The organism is Hyphomonas sp. (assembly GCF_036964145.1).
In the GTDB taxonomy this organism is placed as follows: domain Bacteria; phylum Pseudomonadota; class Alphaproteobacteria; order Caulobacterales; family Hyphomonadaceae; genus Hyphomonas.
This window is the reverse complement of the sequence record NZ_JBALUC010000002.1, coordinates 485,037-510,367: the sequence shown is the minus strand read 5'-3', so window position 1 is coordinate 510,367 and position 25,331 is coordinate 485,037. Positions and strand designations below refer to the sequence as shown.

The 25,331-nt window shown below is 57.3% G+C and carries 23 protein-coding genes; 10 read left to right on the top strand and 13 right to left on the bottom strand.

Annotation, left to right across the window (positions count from 1 at the left end; all coding sequences use genetic code 11):
* Positions 1-248 precede the first annotated feature (248 nt).
* The 3 genes from V7660_RS07440 to V7660_RS07430 are packed head-to-tail and all read right to left on the bottom strand — an operon-like array spanning position 249 to position 3,762.
* A complete protein-coding gene (locus V7660_RS07440) occupies positions 249-440 on the bottom strand; it encodes a hypothetical protein (protein ID WP_335602490.1) in 192 nt (63 codons plus the stop codon).
* The gene (locus tag V7660_RS07435) at positions 437-1,573 is read right to left on the bottom strand and encodes a PepSY-associated TM helix domain-containing protein (protein ID WP_335602489.1); all 1,137 of its coding nucleotides are present in this window, start codon (positions 1,571-1,573) and stop codon (positions 437-439) included. Before V7660_RS07435 ends, V7660_RS07440 begins: the two co-directional genes overlap by 4 nt.
* Before the next feature lie 20 nt (positions 1,574-1,593).
* On the bottom strand, positions 1,594-3,762 hold the full coding sequence (locus V7660_RS07430; protein ID WP_442910035.1) for a TonB-dependent receptor: 2,169 nt from the start codon (positions 3,760-3,762) through the stop codon (positions 1,594-1,596).
* A gap of 302 nt (positions 3,763-4,064) precedes the next feature.
* Between V7660_RS07430 and V7660_RS07425 the strand changes: the two genes are divergently transcribed.
* The 8 genes from V7660_RS07425 to V7660_RS07390 all read left to right on the top strand — a co-directional run bounded on the left by V7660_RS07425 (position 4,065) and on the right by V7660_RS07390 (position 12,866).
* Complete coding sequence (locus V7660_RS07425; RefSeq protein ID WP_335602487.1) at positions 4,065-5,657, top strand: putative bifunctional diguanylate cyclase/phosphodiesterase; 1,593 nt, start codon at positions 4,065-4,067, stop codon at positions 5,655-5,657.
* Positions 5,654-6,388 (top strand): LysM peptidoglycan-binding domain-containing protein, encoded by a 735-nt coding sequence (locus V7660_RS07420; protein ID WP_335602486.1) that lies wholly within the window; start codon positions 5,654-5,656, stop codon positions 6,386-6,388. The genes V7660_RS07425 and V7660_RS07420 overlap by 4 nt, the downstream gene beginning before the upstream one ends.
* Positions 6,389-6,442: 54 nt before the next feature.
* Complete coding sequence (locus tag V7660_RS07415) at positions 6,443-8,161, top strand: serine/threonine-protein kinase (protein ID WP_335602485.1); 1,719 nt, start codon at positions 6,443-6,445, stop codon at positions 8,159-8,161.
* Complete coding sequence (locus V7660_RS07410) at positions 8,158-9,219, top strand: type VI secretion system-associated FHA domain protein (protein WP_335602484.1); 1,062 nt, start codon at positions 8,158-8,160, stop codon at positions 9,217-9,219. The genes V7660_RS07415 and V7660_RS07410 overlap by 4 nt, the downstream gene beginning before the upstream one ends.
* A gap of 101 nt (positions 9,220-9,320) precedes the next feature.
* Positions 9,321-9,995, top strand: coding sequence for a PP2C family protein-serine/threonine phosphatase (locus V7660_RS07405; RefSeq protein WP_335602483.1), 675 nt, complete (start codon positions 9,321-9,323; stop codon positions 9,993-9,995).
* Between the two features lie 224 nt (positions 9,996-10,219).
* Positions 10,220-11,224 (top strand): HAMP domain-containing sensor histidine kinase, encoded by a 1,005-nt coding sequence (locus V7660_RS07400; protein ID WP_335602482.1) that lies wholly within the window; start codon positions 10,220-10,222, stop codon positions 11,222-11,224.
* Positions 11,225-11,337: 113 nt separating this feature from the next.
* Complete coding sequence (locus tag V7660_RS07395) at positions 11,338-12,165, top strand: MipA/OmpV family protein (RefSeq protein ID WP_335602481.1); 828 nt, start codon at positions 11,338-11,340, stop codon at positions 12,163-12,165.
* Positions 12,166-12,176: 11 nt separating this feature from the next.
* Positions 12,177-12,866, top strand: a complete 690-nt coding sequence (locus V7660_RS07390; RefSeq protein ID WP_335602480.1) for a response regulator transcription factor — start codon at positions 12,177-12,179, stop codon at positions 12,864-12,866.
* A gap of 128 nt (positions 12,867-12,994) precedes the next feature.
* On the opposite strand, the gene V7660_RS07385 is transcribed toward V7660_RS07390, so the two are convergent.
* Both V7660_RS07385 and V7660_RS07380 read right to left on the bottom strand, forming a co-directional pair.
* A complete protein-coding gene (locus V7660_RS07385) occupies positions 12,995-13,504 on the bottom strand; it encodes a hypothetical protein (RefSeq protein WP_335602479.1) in 510 nt (169 codons plus the stop codon).
* Positions 13,505-13,534: 30 nt separating this feature from the next.
* Positions 13,535-14,332 (bottom strand): DUF4198 domain-containing protein, encoded by a 798-nt coding sequence (locus V7660_RS07380; protein ID WP_335602888.1) that lies wholly within the window; start codon positions 14,330-14,332, stop codon positions 13,535-13,537.
* Between the two features lie 156 nt (positions 14,333-14,488).
* On the opposite strand from V7660_RS07380, the gene V7660_RS07375 reads away from it, so the two are divergent.
* A complete protein-coding gene (locus tag V7660_RS07375; protein ID WP_335602478.1) occupies positions 14,489-15,973 on the top strand; it encodes a DUF2271 domain-containing protein in 1,485 nt (494 codons plus the stop codon).
* Positions 15,974-15,998: 25 nt separating this feature from the next.
* On the opposite strand, the gene V7660_RS07370 is transcribed toward V7660_RS07375, so the two are convergent.
* The 7 genes from V7660_RS07370 to V7660_RS07340 all read right to left on the bottom strand — a co-directional run bounded on the left by V7660_RS07370 (position 15,999) and on the right by V7660_RS07340 (position 23,426).
* Positions 15,999-16,850 carry a TonB family protein gene (locus tag V7660_RS07370; RefSeq protein WP_335602477.1) on the bottom strand — a complete coding sequence of 284 codons (852 nt, stop codon included), beginning with the start codon at positions 16,848-16,850 and terminating at the stop codon, positions 15,999-16,001.
* Entirely contained in the window at positions 16,847-17,227 is a 381-nt protein-coding gene (locus tag V7660_RS07365; protein WP_335602476.1) for an ExbD/TolR family protein, read from the bottom strand. Before V7660_RS07365 ends, V7660_RS07370 begins: the two co-directional genes overlap by 4 nt.
* Entirely contained in the window at positions 17,224-17,613 is a 390-nt protein-coding gene (locus V7660_RS07360; protein WP_335602475.1) for an ExbD/TolR family protein, read from the bottom strand. Before V7660_RS07360 ends, V7660_RS07365 begins: the two co-directional genes overlap by 4 nt.
* The gene (locus V7660_RS07355; protein ID WP_335602474.1) at positions 17,603-18,253 is read right to left on the bottom strand and encodes a MotA/TolQ/ExbB proton channel family protein; all 651 of its coding nucleotides are present in this window, start codon (positions 18,251-18,253) and stop codon (positions 17,603-17,605) included. The genes V7660_RS07360 and V7660_RS07355 overlap by 11 nt, the downstream gene beginning before the upstream one ends.
* Before the next feature lie 140 nt (positions 18,254-18,393).
* Positions 18,394-20,388 (bottom strand): TonB-dependent receptor domain-containing protein, encoded by a 1,995-nt coding sequence (locus V7660_RS07350; RefSeq protein WP_335602473.1) that lies wholly within the window; start codon positions 20,386-20,388, stop codon positions 18,394-18,396.
* A gap of 334 nt (positions 20,389-20,722) precedes the next feature.
* Positions 20,723-21,937, bottom strand: a complete 1,215-nt coding sequence (locus tag V7660_RS07345) for an alanine racemase (protein ID WP_335602472.1) — start codon at positions 21,935-21,937, stop codon at positions 20,723-20,725.
* A 58-nt stretch (positions 21,938-21,995) separates the two neighbouring features.
* Positions 21,996-23,426, bottom strand: coding sequence for a D-arabinono-1,4-lactone oxidase (locus V7660_RS07340; RefSeq protein WP_335602471.1), 1,431 nt, complete (start codon positions 23,424-23,426; stop codon positions 21,996-21,998).
* Positions 23,427-23,508: 82 nt separating this feature from the next.
* Between V7660_RS07340 and V7660_RS07335 the strand changes: the two genes are divergently transcribed.
* Positions 23,509-24,147, top strand: coding sequence for a TetR/AcrR family transcriptional regulator (locus tag V7660_RS07335; RefSeq protein ID WP_335602470.1), 639 nt, complete (start codon positions 23,509-23,511; stop codon positions 24,145-24,147).
* Here the strand turns inward: V7660_RS07335 and lldD are convergent.
* Positions 24,131-25,270, bottom strand: coding sequence for an FMN-dependent L-lactate dehydrogenase LldD (gene lldD / locus V7660_RS07330; protein ID WP_335602469.1), 1,140 nt, complete (start codon positions 25,268-25,270; stop codon positions 24,131-24,133). The two genes, V7660_RS07335 and lldD, sit on opposite strands and share 17 nt — an antisense overlap.
* Between the last annotated feature and the right edge of the window lie 61 nt (positions 25,271-25,331).

Here is a 25,331-nt window from a genome sequence, read left to right as displayed (position 1 = left end):
TATGGCTATCGGTGCCGGTGAGCGGCGTCGAACTCAAGCGGTCTACAAAACTGTGGACCAAAATCAGACCGAGCTGAGGACCAAGAATCGATTACACTTCCCGTAAGTGATTGAAAAATATGGATAAAAAATATGGAATGTGGCACGTCACTCGCGCCATTTTCTCTTCAGGTGACACTGAAAATCTCCGACTGTTAGAGAATTTGGTTTTGAGCCAATGAGGGCTCCAAACCCGACAGGGGCTATTCCTATCGAAAGCGGGCCCAGAGGACAGCGCACAGGCTGGAACTCACGGCCAATGCGGCCAGCAAATCTATCCAACCGTCGTACAGCAGGGCAACGATGAGCCCTGTCAGGACAATAACGAACAGCAGCGCCGGAATGGCGAACACGTTCCGGAGCATATAGGTGAGGCCGGCTTTTGCCTTTCGCTCGCTCATGTATTGGTCCGCTCAAGGAATGTCTTGTTTTCGGTGCGGCGTCTGGCCGGTTCTCGCCTGGCAAGCCAGAGATACAAGCCCGTGACGAGCACCACGATTGTAATCAGGTCGAGCGCGAACCAGACAAGTTTCAGAAACAGGCCGCCATAATCGCCAAAGTGCAGCGGCCGGGAAAGCGATAGCGCTTTGGTGTACCAGGGCATTTCGCGCAGGCCGGCCACGTCTCCCGTGTCCGCATGCACGAGAACGGGCGTGATAATGTTTTCCGTCAGCGGGGAATTGCCGTGGAGAAAGATCGCATAATGGGCCGAGGTGGAGAAACCGCTGCCGGGGAAGGCGACGAATTGCAGCTCCATCTCCGGAGCCAGTCGGACGGCTTCGTTCACCGCTGCGGCAAGCGAGGCGCGCTCACCAGTCTGGACCGCGCCCTCATTCTCGGCAACGAGATCAGCCAGTTCGCTCGTGCGCCATGTGTCGATGATGGGCTGTTCGAGTGTATTTATCACGCCGGTCAGCCCGACCACCAGGGCCCAGGCCAGGGTCACGATGCCCAGCAAATTGTGATAGTCGAGCCACTTCAATCTCGTTGATTGCTTTCGGCGTAGCGTGCCGAAGTCGAGTTTCCGCATGAACGGAGCATAGAGGACAACGCCAGAAACGATTGCGAGCGTGAAGAGGAATCCCATGAATCCCAGAAACAGCATTCCCGGAAGCCCGAGAAACATGTCGGTGTGCAGCTGGAGCAGGAATTCCATGACGCTTTCGCCGCGGTCTGCGGGGGGAACAAGTGCGCCTGATGTCAGATCAAATGAAGCGAAATGCATCGCCGTGCCGGGGGCATCGGCGCTCGGTCCCGTGGTGACGTTCACGACAGGGCGATCAATGTCGAAACTCATGAAGATCGGCACCTCGCCGGGCCGGTTGGCCAGCGAGGTGCCCAGAATTTCGTCCAGCGTCAGGTGGTCCCCGCCCGGATTGGCGGGCTGCCAGGTTGCAGGATTGAGGGCGGCGTCGATCTCATCATGGAAGATCAGCGGTAATCCCGTGATGCAAAGCATGAGCAGGAAGAGCGTGCAGACAAGGCTCGTCCATTTATGAACCCAGCTCCACGCTCTGATCGTACTTGATCGCATTGCCGCCCCGGTCCGGATTTCTAGAAGTCGACCGAGGCCGACACGCTAAAGGTACGCGGATTGCCGAGGATCAGGTAGTTTGCCCCCGGAAAGCCCCCCGTTGATGCCCAGTAGGCCTCATCGGTCAGGTTTTCGATTCGCGCGCGCAAGGTGACAGGCCGCTCGGCAATGTCCAGCGTATAGCGGGCGCCAATATCCAGCCGGGTCCATCCATCGAGCTCCACCGTGTTGGCCGCATCGGCATATTGCTCGCCAGTAAGGACAATCCGGCCGTCAAGCGTGAGGCCGGAGATGGCCGCAACGTCCCATTCCGCATTGAGGTTCGCCTGTATCTCCGGCACGCCGATCGGGGCATTGCCTTCATTTAAGCCATCTTGCGTGCGGGCGAGTTCGGTATCGAGGAAAGTCGCCCCGCCCAGAAGACGCAGGCCTTCCAGCGGCTCGCCGAAGACACTGAGTTCAACACCTGTGTTTTCCTGCTCACCGGAGGCGCTGAATACCTGATCGACTACGATAGAGTTCGGCCGGGTCAGTTGGAACAGGGCGATTGTCGCGCCGACATCGCCGCCATCATACTTGGCGCCAATTTCATACTGGTCACCTGTGAAGGGCTCCAGCACCTCGCCGGCATTGATGATGGTGACACCGCCGCTCGTGGCCGGGGCAATCTCGCCGGGCTGGAGGCTTTCAGCATAATTTCCGTAGACAGAGATCTCATCGGTCGCCTTGTAGACCAAGCCGAAAGCAGGAGTCAGCTTGTCTTCCGAATAGCCGGAAAGGCGTTGACCGGAAGTGTAGTCAAAGGTCTTCGTCTCGATGTCTTGCTGGCGCAGACCAATTGTGGTGAGCAGGCGCCCATCGAGGAAAGACAGCGTATCGGCGATGGCGAGCGACTGGTTCGTCACCTCTTCGGTCTTCAGAGGGCTCGAGAGGTCGCCCCCTATGAAGAAGTCCGCCGCGGGCGGCGCGACATCAACAGGCATATAGAGATCTGTTGCGAAGGGCGCAAAGAAGCTGGAGAAGGCGTACGCATTCTTTGATTCCAGCTTAACCGACGAGGCCGAGACAACCACGCGGTGGCCGATCGACCCGGTCATGAACTCAGCGCTGAGGCCAGTATCAAATGAGATGACATCGTCTTCGCGCGTATTGTCGAACCGGTAGGCCGTCAGGCTGCCATCACGGGCTGCGCTGGGATTGGCAAGGACGTTGGCTTCTTCGCCCTTGCGGGCGCCCGCGCCCAGCCACACGGAAATATTGTCTGAGAGGTCGTATTCACCTCGCACGACACCGAACAGCTGTTGTTCGTCGGTATAGGTCCAGGGCTGGGCGAAGTTCGTGTCCGCGTCGGGCTCTGCTGGTACACCTGCGAGTGGCGTCACTTGCGGGCGCGGCGCGTCGATCCGGTTGTCCTGATAGCCTAGGTCCGCAGAGAATCGAAAGCGCTCACCGGCATAATCGGTCCCGAGGGAGAAGACCGACAAGGACCGATCCTGATCCTCTACGGCAGTTTCCCCATCGCGCAGCACGGCGTTGAACCGCACGCCCCAGTCACCGGTCGCACCGAACCGGTCACCCAGATCGACAGCGCCATAGGCCTGACCGTTGTTTTCATATCCGAGCGTCACGCGGCGTACACCATCGGCAGGTGCGCGCTTGGGGACGAGGTTGATCGTGCCGCCGACGCCGCTGCCGCCTGGGGCTGCGCCGTTGATGAAGGCGTTCGCGCCGCGGAAGACTTCAACGCGTTCCAGCAATTCCGCGGCCACGAACTGACGCGGCAGGATGCCGTAGACCCCATTCAGAGTGAGGTCGTCGGAATAGACCGGGAAACCACGAAGTACATAGACTTCCTGAAAGTTGCCGAATCCCTTGGCGACCCGCACGACCGGGTCGTTCTGCAGCACGTCCCCGACGCTATCGGATTGCTGGTTAAGCACGAGGTCAGATGTGTAGGCGGTACCCGAGAAGGGTGCATCAAGGAAATCGAGATTGCCGAGCAGGCCAGCGCGGCCGCCGCGTGCGACCTGTCCCCCGGCAAACTCCCGGGTCAGTTCGACCTGCGAACTATCGCTGACAATGACGGTTTCCAGCCGGCGCTCGTCTTCCGTCACGGAATCCTCCTGAGCGGTCGCAAACGGCGAAAGCGCGGCGAGCACGAGGCTGGCCGCCATGAGATTCCTGTGCATCGGTTTCAATTTCACAATCCCTTTTCTTGAGAATAAATCGCAATGGTTGCTCAGTAAATGCAAATCATTTGCAATTCAAGACAGTCCCGACAGAGCCTTCAGGGCTCTCAAGTTATCAGGAAGCTCGGGTGCGGGGCAGGTATCCCACACTCAGGTTCGAAGGCTTGATCTACGGGAAAGACTGTCTCCGAAATCAAGCAAATCTTAAGACGAGACCTCAGTCTTTTTGGCAAAAATTAAGTTATATTTGAGGGTTCTGGCCTAGCTGTATTCTTGTGATTTGGGATCAGTGTGGCGTGGCAATGAAGAGGTTTATAAGCCGGACTTCTGACGGGTCCCAGAAGGCCGGGGCCTTGTGGTTCTGCGTCCTATTTACGCTCGGCTTTGTTCCGCTGGCGCTGATATTCGCCTTTGCACCCTCGGGTGTGCATCTTCCAGCCTGCTATCTGCTTGCGGCAGTCTGTGTGGGGTTGGCAATTTTCCTCTTCAGGGACAAGTCGACATCCCTTGCCAACAAACTCTTCGCTTCCACAGCGGCAACAGCCGGTGCGGAGCCAAAGGCGTCTGGCCAGAATTCGCTGACGGGCTTCTCGGGTCAGGAAACGCTTCTGTCGATCCTTGCTGAGGAGCTTACCCCGGCGCTCCCTCCGACCCTTCTTGGAATTATCCGCATTTCAAACTATGACCGGATGGCCGCCATCGATGTGGCCGTAGCGGACCGGGTGCTGAGCGCATTCCACCAGCGGCTACAGAATGCGCTTGGAAAAACAAGACGCCTCGCGCGCGTGGAACGAAATTGTTTTGCAATCTGGTTTGGCGGACCCGGCGACCTGCACGCGGCAAAAGCAGAACTTCAAGCCCTGAGCTATGCGTTGACACAGCAGATTCGCGGAGACGCCTTCACCATTGAGCCTGAACTGGAAGTCGGTTCGGCGGCGACGAGCCAGCAGGCGGAACCTCCGGCAGAACTGATCAGCCGTGCGCTCGCTTCCCTGGCCAAGCCAGGAGTAAGGGGCGGTGTTCTCGATCCTGTCCCAGAGGGCTCAAGGACAGACCTGCGCCGCCGGTTTGCGCTGGAGCAGGATTTGCACCGGGCTATCGGCAATGGTGAGTTGGCACTTCATTATCAGCCTTTCATCGACACCTCCGAAATGCGGGTCACAGGCGCAGAAGCCTTGTTGCGCTGGAGCCACCCAGAGTTGGGTGCGATATCGCCCAGCGAATTTATTCCGATTCTGGAAGAGTCCGGCCTGATGCAGGATGTGGGGATATGGGTGCTCAACACCGCTTGCCGACAGCTGCGCGAATGGCGCGGTGCCGGAAGTCCGGACTTCAAGATGGCGATTAATCTGTCGGCCCGTCAGCTACAGAACCCGGATTTGAAGAACATGATTGGGCGCACAGTGTATAATCACGGTCTGTCGCCATCCGGTATCGAACTCGAATTGACCGAAACTGCGGCCATGGAAGATTCGGCGCTAACTTTGGAATTGTTCAGCAGTTTGCGAGAAGCGGGGTTCAGCCTCGCTATTGATGATTTCGGAAGCGGCTATTCGAGCCTCAGCTACCTGAAAAATCTTCCCTTCAGCAAGCTGAAGATCGACCGCGAATTTGTCTCATATGTTGATCAGAGCAGTGCGAGCCGAGCCATTTGCAAGGCGCTGCTTGAACTCGCGTCCGGTCTTGGCATTTCGGCCATTGCGGAAGGCGTCGAGCGTCGCGAAGAAGTCGACGCTCTGGCCCGCATGGGCTGCACAAGCTTCCAGGGATACTATTTCGCCAAGCCAATGGATGCTGCCTCCTTTGCCGAGATGACGTCTAACTCAGACTGGCTGGCAGAGCTCTGTTCGCCTGCCGCGGCCATGAGCAATGAATTGAAAAGGCGCTATTCATGATGAAATTGATTGCGACCCCGGCGCTGGCAGCCATGCTGATGACCACAGCATGCATGCATACACCCGAGGAAACGGGTCCGGTAGAAACAGGCCAGCCGGTTGAGGAGACGCTTGAACCTGCAGAAGTGCAGGAGACCACGCCGCCTACGACACGGGAGCGCGCGCAGCGCGCTATTCAATTGCTCGGCGAAGGCAAGGAAATGCCTGCAATGGTCGAGCTGGAAGCCATACTTGCCGAGAAGCCGCAGGACAAGATCGCCCTGAAGCTGCGTGACCAAATCCTGAAAGACCCCGGCGAATTACTGGGCGAAAGCCACAAGACGTACACGGTCAAGGAAGGCGAAACGACCTCGTCACTCGCGCGCAGATTCCTTGGGGACCCTCTGCTTTTCTATGCTTTCTCCCGTTACAACAATCTTGAGGCGCCAAACCGGTTGATGGTGGGGCAAGTCCTGAAGTTGCCGGATCGTTCCGTCGAACAACCAGAAGCGCCGGTGGAGGCAGGGGAAGTTCCGAAGCCTCGCGTTGAAACGGAAATCGTATCCTCAGAAGATGCGGCGACCGCGAATGCTTTGCGTCTGGAGGCCCTGGAAGAGCTGAACGCAGGTGAGGCCGAGACTGCAATGACCTTACTTCGGCGCGCCCTGGCCCTCAACAGCAACAACCCAAACATCGCTGCTGACCTGGCAAAGGTCGAACGCATCCAGGCAGCGCTTACCAAATCGAGATAATTACGCCGGGCGAAGCAACAGGTGTCGCAACGTCCGGCCAACCAAGGTGAACACATGAAACGCGTCGGTCGGTATAAAATTGAGGCACGCATCGGGCAAGGTGCGATGGCCGAAGTGTATCGTGCGTATGATCCCAAAATCGACCGTGTGCTGGCTATCAAGGTTCTCAAGCAGGAGTATTGTGAGAACCCGGAATATGCGAAGCGATTCATTCGCGAAGCGCGCGCTGCGGGCGCCCTCTCGCACCCTAACATTGTGACCATCTACGATGTCGGCGACGCTTCGGGATATCCCTACATCGCCATGGAACTCCTCGCCGGGGAGTCGCTGGACAATGCTCTGCTGGCGCGTGGGCAATTTGGTATTGGGACCGTCCTCGGCATTGGTCAGCAACTGGCCGATGCGCTGAATTACGCTCATGCGATGGGCATCGTTCACCGCGATATCAAGCCGTCAAATATCATACTCGGACAGGATGGCCGTTCGATCAAGATCCTGGACTTCGGGATTGCCCGTGTCGCTGAAGGTGGCGCAGAAGCCCAGAAAGAAGGTCTGATGATGACCCAGATGGGGCAGGTTCTCGGCACGCCCCGTTACATGAGCCCGGAGCAGGCTTTGAGCGGGGAAATAGATGGCCGGTCTGACCTGTTCTCGGTTGGCGCGGTCCTCTACGAGCTGCTCACCGGACGACCGGCATTCAACGGGAACAGCATTGCCACGCTCGCGGTGCAGATCACGCAACACGAGCCTACGCCCATCAATACTGATCCAGCCTGCCCGCGCGGATTGGAATTCATTGTAAAGAAACTGCTCGACAAAAAGCCTGAACGACGTTTCTCGAGCGGGGGAACCCTGCTTGAAGCGCTGAAGCGGGAAAGAGAAAATTACGACGCCGTATATGCGGACGGACGGCGCAGACGTCTTTCATTGCAATTGCGATTGACACTGTCGGCATGCGCAATCTCCATCGTATGCCTGTTCGCGGCGGGCTCATTCGTCGTTGGCCATCAGGACAAGACGATGGAGCGGCTCGCGGTCACGTCAGGATCTTCGATTGCCTCTTTTGTGGCGACAAACAGTGCCCTCCACGCAGTGGAGAATTCGCCCTTGCCGGAGGAAGAGCAGGACTGGCTGAACGTCCAGGCTTTCATCAACTCGGCTTCGTCAGATCCCAATGTCACTGACATGACCGTCGTCGACCGTCAGGGCGTGATCCGTGCGGCTTCTGATCTTTCCCTGGTGGGGACGGTCAACACCGACCTCAAGGATCAAGGCAAGCTGACGGGCGACAGTGGGGTGAGAGTGAGTACGGTGAAAGGCGAGGACGGGGTGGAAAACTTCCGTTTCACACATCCCATTACCTATTCCGGTCTGAACTTTGGCGTCGTGGAAGTCGGCATGCCTAAAAATGAGTTGCGCTCAGCTGCGGGCTACATGCGCAACATGCTGATAATCCTGGCAGTCCTTGTGGTCGCCATGGTGGGCTGCCTAAGCTACATCGCGACGCGAACTCTTCTTCTTCCGCTTCGTCGATTGAAAGTGGCGCTGAGGGATGCTGCAGGAGGCGATGTCGACTTCCTGATCTCTCACCAACGGAAAGATGAATTCGGCGAGCTTTATGACAGCTTCAATGCGTTTGCCGTTTCAGTTCAGTCGCGCGGTGAGCCAGATTCCGAAATGGCATCTCGTCCGAATGAAACGGTCATCCTGTCCGAGCCGGACGAAAACGATGACACGTCGACGCCCACAAAACTTGCGGTGGTGTCCCGATGATTACGCTTCGTCTGTTCCGTGAGGATGATCCCGGTCACCTGATCGATTCCTACATCATGGGTGATGGGGACGTCACTGTAGGACGAGATCCTGCGGCAGTTTGGGTCATTGAGGATGCGCACCGGCAATTATCACGCTTTCACTGCACGATCTGTGCACGCGACGGGCGCCTCTTCGTGCGGGATACAAGTACCAACGGGGTTTACCTTGGTGCCGATCGGACGCGGGTGGAGCATTCGGTGGAGACAGCTGTTCCGGCCGGCGAGAGTATTCAGATCGGTAATTTTGTCCTTCAGGTCGACGTGGACCAGAATCTCATCGAAGATCCGGGCAATGCCTCGGATATGCGCAAGAAGGGCGCCCCCCTTTCTGATGACATGTGCGAGTCCCGCACCAGTATAACGAGTGAAATCTGGCCCGAACCGGATCGAAGAGCCAAATCTCGGTCGGACGATGCTGAAGCCACAAGTGAAGTCGTCATGCTGGAAGCCTTCTGTGAAGGTGCTCAGCTGGACCCGTCCTACCTTACCAGCGAAGATCCGGTTGAGATCATGCGTCGCCTCGGAGAGATGTACCAACAGGTAGTGGTGGGTCTGGGAGACCTGATGAGTGACCGGGCGTCGATGAAGGCCGAATACAGCCTTGATCGCACAACCATCGGCGCGACCGACAATAACCCCCTCAAATGGGCACCTACTCATCGGTTGGCTGTCGATCTGATTTGCAATCGCACGGGCGGCTTCCTGAAGGGGGGCGACGCGATCAAGGAATGCTTCGAAGACCTGAAAGGGCATTCACTCTGTCTCGTCGCCGGTTCCAGGGCGGCGGTGAACTCTGTGTTGGAGCGACTGGACCCCAAGATGATAGGCGCTGAGGCCAAGCCGAAAGCGGGCTTGTTCATGGAGCGATCGGACGTGTCCATGCGTTGCATGAAGTCTGCGCATGCTGAACTCTCGAAGGATCCCTTCAATGATCCGGACAGCACGGTCAATGTTGCCTTCAAGCGCGGCTATGAGCAGCGCGCTAACGAGTTGAAGGCAAAGGATCCCTGTGAATGAGCTGGCACTTTCCTTCAAAAGACATGAGCGCGGTTGCGGCCCGTTCGCGGCGGTTCTGTTTCCAATCAACCGGGCGGACTGATTGCGGGCAGGTCCGTACCTTGAATGAGGATGCATTCCTCGAAAGCCCGGATGCGGCTCTGTGGGCAGTCGCCGATGGCATGGGTGGCCATAGTGGTGGGGACGTGGCCAGCGCTTTGGTCACCCGGCGTCTGGGGCGGATTGCGCGCCACGATACAGCATATGCCTTGCGCCGCGAGGTGGCGCGGCAGCTTACACAGGCAAACGACGAACTCCTTACCCTCTCGCAAAGCAGCGCACGGGGCAGCATGGGGGCGACGGTCGCTGTTCTGACGGCGTGTGATGGTTACTATTCCTGCACCTGGGCGGGAGACAGCCGCATCTACCTCCTGAGGAGAGGGCGGTTCCGCCGGATCACGACCGATCATAGTCTTGTGCAGTCACTCATCGATGCAGGTGAAATCACGCCGGAGGAAGCGCGACGGCATTCCCAGGCGCATGTCGTCACACGGGCCATCGGTGCAAGTTCCAAGCTTTCCCTGGAAACCGCGAACGGCGAATTAGAGGCGGGCGACCGGTTCCTTCTGTGCTCGGATGGATTGACCTCGGTTCTGGAGGATAAACATATCCTCTCTCTGATCGCGGGTGTCGACAAGGAAACGGCGATTGATCGCCTGATTTCGAACACGCTCAATGGTGGCGCGCCGGACAATGTGACGGTAATTATAATCGACGTGGCATCCCAAGGCGCATAGCCTGCGAACCTGATATTGTAAGCTCAATGAGCGGCTTGAGAAGTGTGAGCCTGCGGCGCCCGTGCTCGTGCGCAGTTCGACTGCCAGAAAGCTTCGCGGAAGGTTGAGCCCTCATGCAGTGTCACAGGGTTCAGGCTCCCGGCCTTTCCAGGGGCTGAAAGGCAAGGGCAATGTTGGATCATCTCAAAATCTGGAACGATAAGCCGAGCAGTGGAAGGCGTGGATTGTCGCTGATCTGGATGCTGTTTCCATCGGTGGTGCTGGTCATGATGGTAACCTTCATGGCCGTGCAGTTCCTGCGCATAGATCCGGATAGCGCGACGCTCTCACTCTCTGAGCGCATGGATCTTGGGCGCCTCGCCGGCGAGGTGAGCGACAATCTTCCCTTTATGTTGCTGCTGGTGGGGCTGATGATGACAGGTATTCTGATGACCCTGCACATTGGGTTGCGGCCGTTGCGGCAGATATCAGAACGCGCCGCCCGGATCGGCCCAGCCACTATAGGCGAGCGGCTGTCGCTGAGGTCGTCGCCCAAGGAAATCACGCCCCTTGTGGTCGCTTTCAATGGTGCGTTGGATCGTCTTGAAGCCGGGCTGCGGGCTCAGCAGGAATTTTCCGCGAATGCAGCACATGAACTCCGGACACCGCTTGCGACGTTACGGGCACAGGTCGAGAGTCTTCTGACGCCGGACGAGCGTAAGGACGCTATAGAAGAGTTCGACCGGTTGTCGCGTCTGATCACTCAACTTCTCGCTCTGGCCGAGGCCGACAGCGGCAAGGATCTGGGCAAGGCCCCTTTCGATCTGGTTGAGGTGGCCCGGTCTCTTACCAGCGATATGGCCAGCACCATTCTTGCGAGTGGACGGGACATATCATTCGAGAGCGCTCATCAGCGGTGGGATTGCTACGGTACGGTCGCGTTGGTGCATATAGCGCTCCGAAACCTGCTCGAAAATGCCGTACGGCATACGCCTCCTGGCAGCGAAATCCTGGTGTCAATCGATATGCAGGGACAACTCGCCGTGAATGATGACGGGCCGGGTGTGCCGCAAACTGTTCAGAACCGTCTCTTCCAGCGGTTCAGCAAGGCAGACACGCAGAGCCCCGGAGCTGGGCTAGGGCTTTCGATCATACACCGGGTGATGGTGCTGCATGGCGGTGAGGCGCGGTTGGACCCGACTGACGATGGCGCGCGGTTCGTACTCGACTTTTCTCAGCGCGGCGGCTGACACGCCCAATTTCGAGCCATCTGAAAGCTCCCTGCAAGGCTGACTACCCATAGACCGCCCAACGGTTTGGACGCGGCTGTTGGAGCCGAAGGCCGGTCTTGGAGAATTTAAACATGATACAGATGACGCGGACTACCCTGGCTCTGATTGCTATTGTCGGAGCTGGAGGTCTGGTCCCGGCGAAGGCGCAAGCCCAAGGGGCGGCGGGACCTGAAAATCAGGATGGTTTTCAGTTCGAACTCGGGGCGGGAGCGTTTGTGGGGCCCGACTATAAGGGCAGCAGCGATTATCGGGTCATGCCGATTCCCTTCGCGTCCATTCGTTACACGCGCGGCGATCGGTATGTGGCGCTTGATGGTCCCGGGCTGAAGGCGAATATCGTCTCGGGTGGCGACTTCGAGCTGGGCCCCCTTATTACGTTCGAGATGGGACGTGACAATGATATCGAAAATCGCACCGTGCGCCGCCTTGGGGAGGTCGATGATGCAATCATGGCCGGAATGTTCGCCAGCAAACGCATAGATTTGAGCGGTCCCGCAGGCATTGAGGTCGGGGCCCAAGTGCTGACCGATGTGAGCGGCACAAATGACGGCATGACCGCCAAGTTCGAAGTAGGATACAACCGGTTTCTATCGCAGCGGACCATGCTCATGATCGGCGCTTCGACGAGTTGGGCTGATGAGAAATACATGCAGGCCTATTTCGGTGTGACGCCAGTGGGCGCGGCGGCCAGTGGACTTCCTGTCTACACTGCTGGCTCAGGTGTTGAAAATGTCGAATTGTCGGCGGGCCTCATGTATAGGATCAACGAAAGATGGAGCGCCCTCGGCATGGTCAATTACCAGCGCCTGCTCGACACTGCTGCCGATAGCCCCATCGTCCAACTCGAAGGGTCGGAAGATCAGGCCGGGATCATGTTCGGCGTCAGTCGCTCATTCTAGGGAACGTGCTTATGAGGCTGCTCTTCATTGAGGACAATGCCAAGCTCGGAGGGGCAACCAGCAAGTCACTGACGCGCGCAGGGTTTGCTGTCGACCTTTTTGAAACTCCCGAGGATGGTTGGCATGCCTGGCAAGTGGTGACCTATGATGTCGTCATTCTGGACATCATGTTGGCGCGGGAAAGCGGACTTGATTTGTTGTCACGTGCGCGAGACGCAGGGCTTTCCACGCCGGTGCTTCTTCTTACTGCCCTGGGGAGTGTGGATCAGCGCGTGCATGGGCTGGATACCGGGGCGGATGACTATCTGGTCAAACCCTTTGCGATCGAGGAATTGGTGGCGCGGCTCAGGGCCCTCAGCCGACGTCCGCCCGCACAAGCCGACCCCGTCATCCGCTATGGCGATGTCGTTTACGACACTGCCGCGCGGGATATATTCGTAGGAAAGGCGCATGCGCCCTTGTCGCGAGGAGAAAGTATTGTTCTGGAGCGCTTCTTGAGAGCACCTGGCCGGGTGATCACCAAGGATCAGCTTGGCGAGAGTCTTCATTCTCTTGACCAGGAGTTCACTGACAATTCGATTCAGGTTCATGTCCATAGAGTACGCCGAAAACTCGCAGACATGGGAGCAAACGTCTCGATACGGACGCTCCGAGGTCTGGGCTACATGGTCGTGATCAATCCCGGACTTGCAGACACATAAGGTCGCATCATGAGACGTTTCAGGGGCGCTGCATTTGCCTCTCTCACCATGGCGACTTGCATCACAGATCTGGGACAGAACGTGGCTGCCGACAGTGGCGGCCACGTTCTGTATTTCGGCGTATAGGATCAGTAATTATCCTTGTTGTCCTGCTCGTCGACAATGCCATCCTTATTGGAATCCAGGGTGGAGAACATGCGTTCGCCCGACGCATGGAATTCGTCCAGCGACAGGTTTCCGTCTTCATTCTTATCGAGCACTGTGAACCGGAAGTCAGCCTGGTCGATCTGCCGCTTATGCTGCTCTTCCAATTGCTCGATGAGTCGAATCTCATATTCCGAGACATATTCTTCTGATTGAACATTGCCGTCTCCATTCGCATCGCGTCGATGGTAGCCGTTGGCACGTTCTGCCATGAATTCGGCCTGCGTGACGTGGCCATCGCCATCCACGTCATACTTGGAGAAAAAGGCGTCCTTGCTGTGTCCGCCGGCGGAGCGACGGGCTGGGGCTGTTTCCGTCGTGTCGGTAGATGCAGCTGTAATCTGAATATCTGCCGGCGCGGTGGCATCATGGATCGCACAGGCAGCGAGAGGTGCGAATGCCAAAGTCAACAAGAGGGGGGAAATGCGTTTCATGTTCTGAGTTCCGTTTCAGTTGGGTGTTTGTTATCGAGCCACTTCGAAAGTCAGCGAGGTCGTGTAGCTGCGTTCGTCTGTCTCGGCGCCGGCAGGGGCATCTGCTGCGTGGCGGGTCATGATCAGGTATTTTCCTGGCGTGTCGAAGGACAGGGTCACGGTCCCGGACGCGTCCGATTCCACATGGCGTTCGTATTTGGGGGACTCGTAAGCTCCGCCTTGTCGCTTGATTTCTACCGATTGGCCCGCAAGCGGTTCGCCGTCGAAGAGGAGTTGGAATTCAAACCCTTCTCCGAGATAGATTTCACTCGGATGGGTGACTGGTTTGATGAGCAGTTGCCCGATGGGTAATTCGACGGCGTCCCAGGTCGAGGCGCCTTTCGTGACATAGACGTCAGCGACGGTTTCGGTCTGGCTTGTGATCACTTCAGTCGCGTTTTCGGGCACTTCCGCATCGGGTCCGAAGATCGGTTTCCATTCACCATCGACGAGAGCTTTCTGGCTTTTCCGGCCCATGCGAACGCCGGTGGTGAACCGATAGGTGCCCTCAGTGTCCAGATCGCTTTCGAGGACAACCAATTGGCGAAATTTTGTGAGTGTTTTGAAATCATCCCGCGAACCATCAGGAAGAATGACATGATAGTCATCGGAGAGGACCGCGATTTCAGGAACGAAGGGATCTTCGCTGAAGGAAGCTTGAATTGTGACCTGACTGCCCTCGGTGGTGATGAAAGTATTGGGATACATAAAGGATGTATGCGCTTGGGCCGCTGCACAAAGTGTGGCGGCACACACGATTCCAACGGCGCAAAATTTTAGAAATGTCATGAGATCCCTCATCCATGTAATTGAGAATAATTATCACTTGCACATACTGAGAATGCGATTTAGTTGCAAGTAGAGAATTATTGAAATGTGCGGTCGCTTCGTGGACGGGCTCTTAATCCGGTCAGTATGCGCACACAAAACTCACGGAGAGCGTTGATGCGAAAGACATTGGCCGGATTGGCCCTGGCTCTGCTCTTGTCGGTAATGCTATCGGATGCGGCAGCGGCCGACATCTACAAGCGACACCATGACCATGTCCTCGGGACCTCATTAGATCTGGTCGTGAACGCGCCCTCAGAGACCGCTGCTGACACGGCAGAAAACGCAATCATCCAGGAAATCGAACGTCTGCGCGCTGTGTTCAGCACGTATGATACCTCCAGCGAAATATCCCGGCTGAACCAGGCAAGCAGTATGGAAGCATCTGCTGACATGATCCGTGTGCTTGAACAGTGTGAGGCCTATCGCACACTGACCTCAAACGCCCTCAGCTGCCGTATCGGTGGACTTCTTGATGTCTGGGCCTCAGCCGAACACGAAAACAGACTGCCTGACCGCCCGGCCATGCGTGTTGCGGCTGGGGAAATCCGACGGACGAGTATCCAGACCGATATGAAAACACGAAGGATCAGTCGGCCCGAGCTAGTGCGGTTTGCCGCCGATTCTCTCGCAAAGGGTTACATACTTGATGCTGCGCTGGAGGTCGCCAGCGCGGCTGCACCCGAGGTGTCGGGGATATTGATAAATATCGGTGGAGACATCCGGTCATGGGGTGATGGCCCTCAAGATGGGCAATGGGCTGTGGCCGTAACGCCGACTTCCGAACTGGGAGAGGGCGGCTCCGCGCCACATGCGCATGTGCTGATAGATGAGGGCGCCATCGCGACCAGCGGGTTGGGGCCGCGTAATCGGACAATTGAAGGCGAAGCCTATAGTCATGTCATCTCCCCGGCTGACGGTTGGCCAGTTTCTCACATTCAGAACGCAACGGTTCATGCTTCCGACGCGATGACGGCAGACGCCATCGCCACCGCCCTTCTGGTAATGGACCTCAAGCCGGGGCTGGTTCTTGTGGAGAATATGTCGGGAGTGGAAGCCGAGATTGTCACGGCGGATCAGCGGCGCCACCCGACATCAGGATGGGCGGCCTTGGAATCGATGCCAAGGAAAGAAGCGGAGGCGAGTGCGAACTGGCCTCAAGATTTTGCCTTCACGATCAATTTTAGCATTCCTGAACATGATATTGCGGACTATGAGCGGCCCTATGTGGCGGTTTGGATCGCAGACAAACAGCGTAACCTCATCCGCATTCTGATGCTGGCTGGCCAGCAAGAACGCTGGATGGAGGAGAACTATTACTGGCACCGGCGCTTTGGCAGAAAGGCAGGGAGTCTCGTCGACGCCATTGCGGGCCCGACGCGCGGGCCGGGTCAATATGACCTTCTATGGGACGGCCTGACAGATGATGGCGACCCAGCACCTGCAGGCGATTACATCCTGCACCTCGAAGCCGCTCGCGAGCATGGCGATCACCAGCACGAAAGCATTGGGTTCACGGTCTCAGATGACCCGTTCACTCACCAGGTCGAGCCTGGGAGCGAGATAGGACCAGTGATGATCCGCTTTGGCGTGAAAGACTAAGCCTCAAGCGCCAAGCCTGAATTTTCTAGATGCCCTCGATCTCGACGGTGAAGTTGCGGCTTATGCCGGTTGGCGGCGGCGGAAAGGGCGACGCCTTCTTTACAAAGATCAAGGCTTCACGGTCGAAGCGGGACGAACCGGAACTTTGGGACACTTCAATATGCTCGATCGTACCGCGCGAAGCGATCACAAACCGGATATAGGCTGAGCCGGGGCCAGACGCGCGCGGCCGGCGCAACCGGGACAAGTGTTTCATGACCCTGCCGGAATAGTTCGAATACTCGGAGTTTCCTGCGGCAGCTGGCTGCGCACTGGATGAGTTTGCGAGGCTCGATGGCTCCGCGGTAGGGCTTTCTGAGGCAGAGTTAGGATCGATTTCGGAATGGGGGCCGCCGTCATTCGAGGCCTGTTCCATCGACTCTGAGGAAATTTCCCGGTGGGCCTGCGGCGCACTCTCTGATGTGGGAGGGGACTCCTTGGCAACAAGTGCGGATTCGACCTGCGGGGCCTGTTCGGGTGGGGCGTCTGGTTTAGGCGGAGGAGGGCTTTTTTCCGTAACCGGTGGTGCCGAAACGGCGTCCATAGGCTGCGCTGGTTCTGTTTCGGCGGTATGTGCCGGCGGCTGAGGTTCTGGCGGAGCGTGGTCTGCCAGTGGCTGTTCCTGTTCAGGAGGTGCCGGGTCGGTTTCCTCCGACTCCGTGCTTTCGAGTGACTCGGCATTCGTCGCCGAAGCAAGCGAACCAAACTGCACGCTGAAACCATCGCCTGCGACCAAGGGCGGCGGAGCGTGGGAGACTGTATAGGCAAGCACGCTCAAATGGGTTGCTGCGGCTGCCGACAGGGCAACTGAGAATTTCAGGACGTTTATGCGGGTCATACTGCGGTGTCCTCTGTCACGATAATGATGTCAGTCTGTCCGTTCGCGCGTAGTTCTTTCACCAGTTCGAGAAGCTGCGCCGCTGGCAGGTGGCGGTCAGGGAGGAGGCGCAGCGGAGTGGCATCTGTGTTGCGACTTTGGATAATATATTTCATGTCGATAGGGATGCCGCCCCTGCGCAATTGGCCAGACGAGTCGATGGCCACCGCATCTGGCGCGACGCAGCAGTCGAGGTCTTCGGTTTGCACAAACCTGATGGATGGATCAGGGGGAGAGGAAAGGGATCCGGCAACCATGAAGAAAATCAGGATCAGGAAGACGATATTGATCAGCGAAATGACGGGATCACGGGGAGCTTTTTGTCTGCGGCGCTTCATGTCGGCTCCATCACCATTACCTCAAGCCGAGGCAGGCGTTTGAGCTCGGAGAGCACATCAATCAGACTCTGTGTCGTGACATCATCGGTGACGGTTACTGAAACAATAGGTGTGTCTTCGCCTGAGCCCATCCTTTCGAGCCGGTGGATGAGGTGATCCAATCGCACGGGCTCGTCCTCAAGAAGAAGGCCGTTAGCTCGAACTGTTAGTGTAAGAACAGGGGTGTCTGCCGTTACTTCGCTGCCCGATGCTGTAGAAGAGATGTCGATCTCGGAGAAGTTTGAGAAAGTCGATGCCAGCATAAAGAAGAGCAACAGAAGGAAGATCACGTCGATGAGCGACGTGATTGATGCGCGGCGGCGACGGCGGACGCGTCTAAGTGCCATACCCTACCGCGCCGATCTCTGTGGTAGCCGCTTCACGCGTCTTCGGTGTTACGAGAATCGTAAAGGCATGTTCTGCAAAGGCGCGTTCGCGGTCGGTCTGAGCTTCAAACCAGGACAGGGCGATGGAGGTAGGCATGGCGACGGACAGCCCTGCCGCAGTCGTCAGCAATGCGACCCAGATACCGCCCGCAAGCGCTGACGGATCTACCTGAGAGCCCGCCGATTGCAAGGCCTGAAAGGCGTCAATCATGCCGAGCACTGTCCCGAGAAGCCCGAGCAGCGGGGCCAGCTGGGCGATCGTGTCGAGGATGCGAAAGCCGCTTTCATAGGGTTGCAACGCCTGGTCTGCTTCGGCCTCGAGTCGCGCGATGAGGCCGTCTCGTCCTCGCAGCGGCAACGCTGAAAGGATAATGCTCGCGAGCCAATGCTTTGAGGCCGCTAACTTGGCCCGTGCATCGCCTTCCCGTCCGCCATCCAGCGCGCGAACCGCAGATTTCAATGGCTTCAACTGCCCGATCCCGTCTGATCGAAACTGCCAGTATTTGAAGCCTGTGAGTCCCAGCGTGAAGATCGATGTAAGCAGCAGGATGACGAGGATTGGACCGCCGATGTCGTACAGGGCTTGGAACATTGAGATCATTGGCTTTTCCAGTCAGGTATCGTTTGTGCCGTCCGCCCAGGAGGCGCCTTGGTAAAGGGGTGCGAACACCCTGCGGGAGCTGAAACGCCGCAGGGTGTTCACGTTGAGCATGTCCCCTCTGGGCGGAGGGAGGAGACGGCTCAGAAGGCTTTCGACACAGTGAATTTGATGTTCCGTCCGGCTGCAGGGCGTGTGGACAGGAGCGGGGTGTAGGTGTGGTCGAACAGGTTCTCCAAGCCAAACCGGAAGGATGTGCCTTTCAGGACCCCTTCCTGCGGCGTGATCGTGGCGCGCAGGTTTGCCGTGAGGAAGCCTGGGGTAATCGTGCCGTTGCGGTCTGCTTCATCCGCAGCGACAAACTCGCTGGACAGGTCAGCCAGGCGGGCAAATCGCTTGCCCAGAGTCAGGCGTGCCGTGTTGGCGGGAGCGTTGGTCCAGTCCGTGATCGAATTATCCGTTCGGGTTTGCTCCGCGTCCACAATGTTGGCGTTGACGTCAACATAATATCCGTCGCGGCGTGCATAGGAGCCCTCCAGCTCGAGACCCTGAAGTTCAATGGAGTCGACCCCGGAGTAGGACGTGTTGTCTTCCTGGTCCGTATGATAATAATTCGCCTTCATGGCGAGGGTATCGTCTTGGCCGAAGACGCCGATACGGTCATAGGATGCGCCGAATTCGTAGGTTTTTCCGATTTCGGGCTGGGTCATGTAAATCTCGTTCTCGAGATCATCGAGAATGGGCAGGCTCTCCGTATAGGCATAGCTGCCGAACAGGGCGAGGCCATTGTCGAACTGGTAGCGGAGTGACGCGCCCCCCATGAGGGCATCATTGTCATAGCTTGCAGTGCTGCCATCATCGAGGGTGCCCTCAACTTCGGACGTCTCGAAACGAATAGCCGGTGCAAAGGTCCAGCCACCGAGGAAGTCGATCTGGTCGACTGCGAACAGAGCGATGCGGTTGTCTTCACCGCCGGGCGCGGAGCTTGCATCGAGGCGTTCCTTCTGGATGAATTCGATGCCTGTGCGCAGGTCGTGAACAAGTGCGCCTGTTTCAATATAGGCGGCGTTCTTCACTGTGAACTTGGTTGTCTCATAGCGATGATCTGCGTCGACCGTGGCGAAGCACCCCATAGGACCGCTGCCAACAACACATTCCTGCTCAATCTCTTGGTTTGCGTAGGTATAAATAGCATCGAGGTTGATCAGGTCATTCGAGACCGGATTGAAGTTATAGGCGAGTGAAACGGTCTCGGATGTCGTGTCCCGATCTACGTTACCGAAGACGCCGCCCGTCGTGCCGAAGGAATCGTAAGGTTTGTCGCGTTCTGTTGTTTCAGAATTGGTATAGCTGGCACGGAGGCTGTGATCGCCCGCTGTATACCGGGCTTTCAACAGATAGGAGGGCAGTTCAAATTCGCTGTTCTCAATGACGTTATCATCGCCATCTTCCTGATTGTGTTGTTCGCGCCAGGCATAGTTTGCGAGCAGTTCGAGGTTCTCGGTAGGCTGGATTGCGAGCGTGCTGGAGGAATTGAACCCGTCCATGTTTGTTGCGCCCCCCAGGGTCTGGCGAAATGCGAGCCCGGTTTCGCCGCCCGTCAGGTCTGAGGCGTCAATCGTTTCAAGGCGGACGACGCCGCCGATGATGCCAGAGCCGTATTCAAAACTGCCCACGGTCCCGCGGATCACTTCGACGCTCTTGTACAGGTAGGGGTCGGTATAGAGTTGGGTCCCGATCCGGTAGAGTTCTTCCGAACCCACGCTCGCGCCATCCACCTGAATCGCAACCTTCTGATCGGTCCCATATGTGCCATTGGCGCCAAAGCCGCGAATATTGATGCCTGAGCCGGTTGGAGTTGAGCCGTTCACGAGGGAGACGCCGGGAACCGAGTCAATCAGTTCGGCGACTGTACCGGCTTGGCGATCCTCAATTTCTTCTTGGTCGACCACGGTAACCGGGGTGGCGGTGTCAGTCTGGACGTCCCGCTTACTCTCGCCGAGCGTCAGTGTGCCGAGAAATTCGCCAGTCTCGGATTCCGCAGTTTCTTGTGCAGACGCGGGTGCCTGAAGCAGGACGGCAGAAACGATCGCGGTCGCGCCGAGCAGGGCAGTTTTATGGTTTAAAATATGGTTCATGGACCCCTCCAATTAGTTTCGATAATGCAACTCAGTCGCAATGTGGGGCCGGGATAGCGTGTGCCTTCGAGTATTGCAAATGAAAATTATTCTCAAATTGAGTCTATTTGGCTGGTCGCCTCTGGATTAAGCGAATCCGCACTTCGGGGGGAGAAGTCGTTGATCTCGAATAGGACGGATACGCAGGCGAATGCGTCAGAGGACAAAATCTTCTGTCCCTTGGTTCAGTACGCGCGTACGACATGACAAGTCGAAAGCTGCTTCACCAAGATTCAGATCGGTCTAATTCGTTGTAATCATTAGGCTATAGCGGGAAAAGCCGTAACGGCGGCCGTTATGCCGATGCTTCGAACACTGGCCAATAGTCAACGATCTCGCCCTCATCATAAACAGCGATGTCTCCGAATTGCAGGAAGACCGCCTCGCTCTGGTGAGGTCGGAAAAAAACGAACTCGTCTGGCGTGATGTTGAGCTTAGGACCGCCATTGAGCATTTCCTGATTTGAGGATCTGCCGAAAGTGGAATTGTAGCTGAGGCCGGGCGGATCAACAGGGTCGGCGAGCCAGTGGCCCCCATAGATGAACACCGTCTTGCTGTAGTTTGGATTCCAGGCGCGTGTCGCGCCGTCGGCAAACTCGAGGCCGGGCATGCGTGTCTTTGGAATGGATTTGATCACGGGTGTCGCGATGAAACTTGCGGGAAGGTGGGGGTCCAGCAGCTCGGTGTCAAAATGCGTAGGCTTCACCAGGCATGACCCGGCTGACACTTCATTCGCGATCTTGGTGTCTTCATAGTAGCGATAGGTTGGACTTCCCGCGGCATTGCGAGTGATGTGAGCGATGGCTTCGCTTCCAAATACTTCTGCGGCCTGCTCCAGCGCTGTGCGATATGTCCGCCAGGCGCCGGCAAGGGCTTTGTCACGCCAGCCCAGCGTGGTCGGCAGGCTGGGGATGTGTGGTTCGTATCCCATGAAGCCCGCAAATTCCAAGTTCGGATCGGTCTTGATTTCCTTAAGTACCGCGTCCAGGTTTGCGCCCGTTTCGAAACCGCCTCTGTGGAGCCCTACATCGAGTTCCAGATTGACTCTCAGCGTGCGGTTCAGGGTCCTCGCAAGCTCCTGATATTGCGAAAGTCGCTTTGGTGTATCGATGAGCCATTGAATGTGATCTGCCGCCTCAATACGGGTGGGGGGCAATTTCTCGAAATAGAGACGCGCGGCCTGTACGGGAAGTGGCTTGCCCACAAGCTGGCTGGCCTCTGGCATGAGGTCGCTCAACGCGACAAGCATGGGCAGGTTGAACGTCATGAGTCGATCAGTATTCGCGCGCTGGGCAACATGCTGAATGAGGCTGATGGACGGCAGGGATTTCGCAACAATACGATAACCCATGCCCTCAGGAAGATGCCTCTTGAGCGCGTCGATATTCGCGTTGAGCCTGGCGCGATCAATCACCAGGGTCGGGGTCGCGATGCCGGCATTCATCAGGGCCTGCTGAATGCTCAGGAAATATGGGTCCCGTGGACCGCTCTTGTCATGTGGTTTCGACATCAGGGCTGCAACTCCCGCTATGGCTGTGCCGCCGATCAAGAGGTTCCGTCTGCTGATCTTAGGCACGGAAGGTTTCTCCAAATAGGTCGGCGAGATGAGGGTTCAGGAATTTACCCGTGGGATCGAGCGAGCGGCGCAGTTCAGAGAAATTGGAAAAATCCGGATAGAGCACTTCCAGATCCTCGCGCGTCTGACTGTGATGCTTGCCCCAATGGGGACGGCCGCCATGTTCCCTGAAAATCGGCTCGAACTCCGAGAAGAAATAGTCATAAGGCTCGTCAACCGCTGCGTGGATGGCAATGGACATTCGCGGACCGCCATTGAACGGGCTTAGCCAGGCATCATCCGGCGCAGTGAAGCGCACCTCCATGGGGAAGAACGCATCCTTGCGACGATCCATTTTGGCGATGATCTGGCGCACGGCTTCAAGGCCGTTTTCCCGTGGAATGTGATATTCCATTTCGTTGAATTTTATCGGACGGGTCGTGGCGAGAAGCTGGAGCGACGCATCACTGACATTTTCGACTTCCCCGCTTGGAAGCGCAGACTGGGCAATCCGTTTTCTTAGCCAAGGCCACCACCCGAATTGATCTCGAAGCTGTTTAAGTCCTTCCAGCATTTCATCGTCATCATTGGACGGGTGAAGGCCGGTGATCTCACCCTCATGCAGATCATTAACGATGCTGGCGGCGATGCCTGTCCCCGGAAGGTAGTAGAATTCAAAGTTTCGATGGCTGTCGGCACGAACCAAGGCTTCGTCCAAAACAATCTCTATGGGTTCAGCGGTGACGATGCGTTTCAGATTGAAGGCAGGGATCGTCTGAACCGTGTATTCCGAGACCACCCCCAAGGCGCCGAGTGAGACTTTGCCTGCCGCAAACAGGTCTGGATCGCTCTCACGAGTAACCTCCCGTACGCTGCCGTCCGCCGTGACCAGTTTGAAGGCATGGATATAGTCATGAAGCGCGGTCAGGCTTTGTCCCGTGCCATGTGTGGCGGTCGAGAAAGAACCGGCAAGGGTCTGATCGACAATATCTGGAAGATTTGGAAATGCCCTGCCGACATCGTTAAGCTGCGAGGCGGCTTGGAACAGGACGGTACCAGCGCCGAAAGTCGCGCGCCCAGTGGTGTCATCATACGATTTCAAGCCGGAAAGTTGGCCTACATCGAGGATCATCCCTTCGCTGGGAACCAGACCGGAAAAGGAATGGCCGCTGCCCCTTGGGCGAATGCGTCCTGCACTCGTCCGGACCAGCTCCGATAGCTCGGCTTCCGACGCGGGAGACTGGAATTGTTTTGGCGTCGCGCTCTGCGCGCCGGACCAATTCATCCAGCTTTCTTCGCCGGCCGGTGCGTCAGGGAAGTCGGGAGTATAGTCGTCCCGGACAAAGCTTTTTGAGCCCCACGCCACATGTTGAACGGCTGGAATGGCTGCTGCCGCAGTGAGCCCGGCACCCGCGAGAATGACATTTCGTCTGGAGACACCCATTGCACCTAACCCCCCCGATAATGATAGCGAAGACTATCGGTATTTTTCTGTCTGTCCAGTGTCAATGAAGTGCAATTCCGTCATGACCGATCTCGTGAAACCCCAGACAACAAGACGCTCGGCGCCCAATCAGGCGCGCAGTCGGCAAACTCTTGAGCAGATTCTGGCCGCTGCTGCCGATTTGCTGGAGGAGGTCGGGTTCGAAAAGCTCTCGACCAATATGATCTGCAAACGCGCGGGCCTGACGCCCCCAGCCTTGTACCGCTACTTTCCGAACAAATACTCGGTCCTGAAGGAGCTGGGGGAGCGTTTGATGGCGGAGCAGAACAAACTTCTCCAACAGCCAGGCCTGGAAGCAAACGATCTTGAAAGCCTGGGGGTAGAGATTGAGAAACTTCTGATCGAGACCATCCGGGTTACACGCCAGACCAAAGCGGGCGGCTGGATCATGCGATCCATGCATGCCACGCCGGTTCTGGCGGATGTCAGGCTGGAATCCCACAGGCAGATGGCACGCCAGCTTGCGGACGAGATATCCAGAAGGTGGGCCGATTTGGATCATGACCTCGTCTTCCAGTCAGCGCGACTCAGTGTCGAGATCGGATATGCCGTGGTCGAAATGGTATTCGATGAGCGCACAATCGACGAAGCTGCGACTATTCGGATGACAGCCGAACTCCTATCATCCAATTTGCAAAGATTGGTCAGTGATCAAATTTGATGTGCTCGGGGGTCAAGTCTGTGACCGATTGGGCCCCCATAAGCGTCATCGCCACCCGCATTTCCTTTGCATAGAGGTCGAGCAGGTTTTCCACGGCTGTCTGGCCTCCCGCCGCCAGCGCGTAAATGTATGACCGGCCAAGCATGACGGCATCGGCGCCAAGGCAGAGCGCGCGGACGACGTCAAGGCCGCTGCGAAAGCCGGAATCGACCAGAACTTTCGTCCGCTTGTCAGCCGCGCCGACAATGTCGGACAAGACACGAATACTGGAGGAGACACCGTCGAGTTGACGTCCGCCATGGTTCGAAACGACGAGACCGTCTGCGCCGAGCCTGATGGCATCCTCTACATCGTCCGGGTCCAGAATACCTTTGATGATCAGGTTTCCGGGCCAGAAATCCCGGATCCATTCCAGATCCTTCCAGGAAATGTCCGGATCAAAATTCTCGGCCAGCCAGCCCATATAGTCGACGAGCTTGGTGCGCTGGCGACGATAGGCGGAGATGTTACCAAGATCGTGGGGCCGGCCACCCAGGCCCACTGATATTGCCCAGTGCGGATGGGTAATCGCTTGCAGCATCCGCCGGATGTTGGCGTTCGATCCGCTCATGCCGGAATGCGCATCCCGGTAGCGGCTGCCCGGCACAGGCATATCGACCGTAAAGACGAGGGTCTTCACACCTGCCGCAAGGGCGCGTTCCAAAGCGGACTTCATGAAGGCCCTGTCCTTCAATACGTAAAGCTGGAACCAGATCGGGCGATCAGATGCAGGCACGACTTCCTCGATCGGGCAGACCGAGACCGTGGAAAGCGAATAGGCAATGCCCGCGGATTCCGCCGCCTTGGCGGCCTGTACTTCGCCGCGGCGGGCATACATGCCAGTCAGGCCGACCGGAGCCAGCGCCAAGGGCAGGGCGAGCTTCTCTCCAAAAAGAGACGTACTGAGATCAATCTCGGCGGTCCCTTTCAACACACGCTGACGAAGTTCAATCGCCTGCATGTCTGAAACGTTGCGCCGAAGGGTTTCCTCCGCATTGGCGCCGCCATCGATATAGTCAAACAGGAAATGCGGCAGCCGACGCCGTGCGGCAGCGCGGTAATCATCAGGCGAAGACACGATCATGCGGGGGGTTCTGGCATGCTGGCCATGACCCGGCAAGCCATTGTTTTAAGGTCAGTTCTGT

Excerpts from the sequence above, each read along its gene's own strand:
- V7660_RS07440 (WP_335602490.1), bottom strand. The coding sequence starts at position 440 with ATGAGCGAGCGAAAGGCAAAAGCCGGCCTCACCTATATGCTCCGGAAC.
- V7660_RS07435 (WP_335602489.1), bottom strand. The coding sequence starts at position 1,573 with ATGCGATCAAGTACGATCAGAGCGTGGAGCTGGGTTCATAAATGGACG.
- V7660_RS07430 (WP_442910035.1), bottom strand. The coding sequence starts at position 3,762 with ATGCACAGGAATCTCATGGCGGCCAGCCTCGTGCTCGCCGCGCTTTCG.
- V7660_RS07425 (WP_335602487.1), top strand. The coding sequence starts at position 4,065 with ATGAAGAGGTTTATAAGCCGGACTTCTGACGGGTCCCAGAAGGCCGGG.
- V7660_RS07420 (WP_335602486.1), top strand. The coding sequence starts at position 5,654 with ATGATGAAATTGATTGCGACCCCGGCGCTGGCAGCCATGCTGATGACC.
- V7660_RS07415 (WP_335602485.1), top strand. The coding sequence starts at position 6,443 with ATGAAACGCGTCGGTCGGTATAAAATTGAGGCACGCATCGGGCAAGGT.
- V7660_RS07410 (WP_335602484.1), top strand. The coding sequence starts at position 8,158 with ATGATTACGCTTCGTCTGTTCCGTGAGGATGATCCCGGTCACCTGATC.
- V7660_RS07395 (WP_335602481.1), top strand. The coding sequence starts at position 11,338 with ATGATACAGATGACGCGGACTACCCTGGCTCTGATTGCTATTGTCGGA.
- V7660_RS07390 (WP_335602480.1), top strand. The coding sequence starts at position 12,177 with ATGAGGCTGCTCTTCATTGAGGACAATGCCAAGCTCGGAGGGGCAACC.
- V7660_RS07385 (WP_335602479.1), bottom strand. The coding sequence starts at position 13,504 with ATGAAACGCATTTCCCCCCTCTTGTTGACTTTGGCATTCGCACCTCTC.
- V7660_RS07380 (WP_335602888.1), bottom strand. The coding sequence starts at position 14,332 with ATGACATTTCTAAAATTTTGCGCCGTTGGAATCGTGTGTGCCGCCACA.
- V7660_RS07375 (WP_335602478.1), top strand. The coding sequence starts at position 14,489 with ATGCGAAAGACATTGGCCGGATTGGCCCTGGCTCTGCTCTTGTCGGTA.
- V7660_RS07370 (WP_335602477.1), bottom strand. The coding sequence starts at position 16,850 with ATGACCCGCATAAACGTCCTGAAATTCTCAGTTGCCCTGTCGGCAGCC.
- V7660_RS07365 (WP_335602476.1), bottom strand. The coding sequence starts at position 17,227 with ATGAAGCGCCGCAGACAAAAAGCTCCCCGTGATCCCGTCATTTCGCTG.
- V7660_RS07360 (WP_335602475.1), bottom strand. The coding sequence starts at position 17,613 with ATGGCACTTAGACGCGTCCGCCGTCGCCGCCGCGCATCAATCACGTCG.
- V7660_RS07355 (WP_335602474.1), bottom strand. The coding sequence starts at position 18,253 with ATGATCTCAATGTTCCAAGCCCTGTACGACATCGGCGGTCCAATCCTC.
- V7660_RS07350 (WP_335602473.1), bottom strand. The coding sequence starts at position 20,388 with ATGAACCATATTTTAAACCATAAAACTGCCCTGCTCGGCGCGACCGCG.
- V7660_RS07345 (WP_335602472.1), bottom strand. The coding sequence starts at position 21,937 with ATGTCGAAACCACATGACAAGAGCGGTCCACGGGACCCATATTTCCTG.
- V7660_RS07340 (WP_335602471.1), bottom strand. The coding sequence starts at position 23,426 with ATGGGTGTCTCCAGACGAAATGTCATTCTCGCGGGTGCCGGGCTCACT.
- V7660_RS07335 (WP_335602470.1), top strand. The coding sequence starts at position 23,509 with ATGACCGATCTCGTGAAACCCCAGACAACAAGACGCTCGGCGCCCAAT.
- lldD (WP_335602469.1), bottom strand. The coding sequence starts at position 25,270 with ATGATCGTGTCTTCGCCTGATGATTACCGCGCTGCCGCACGGCGTCGG.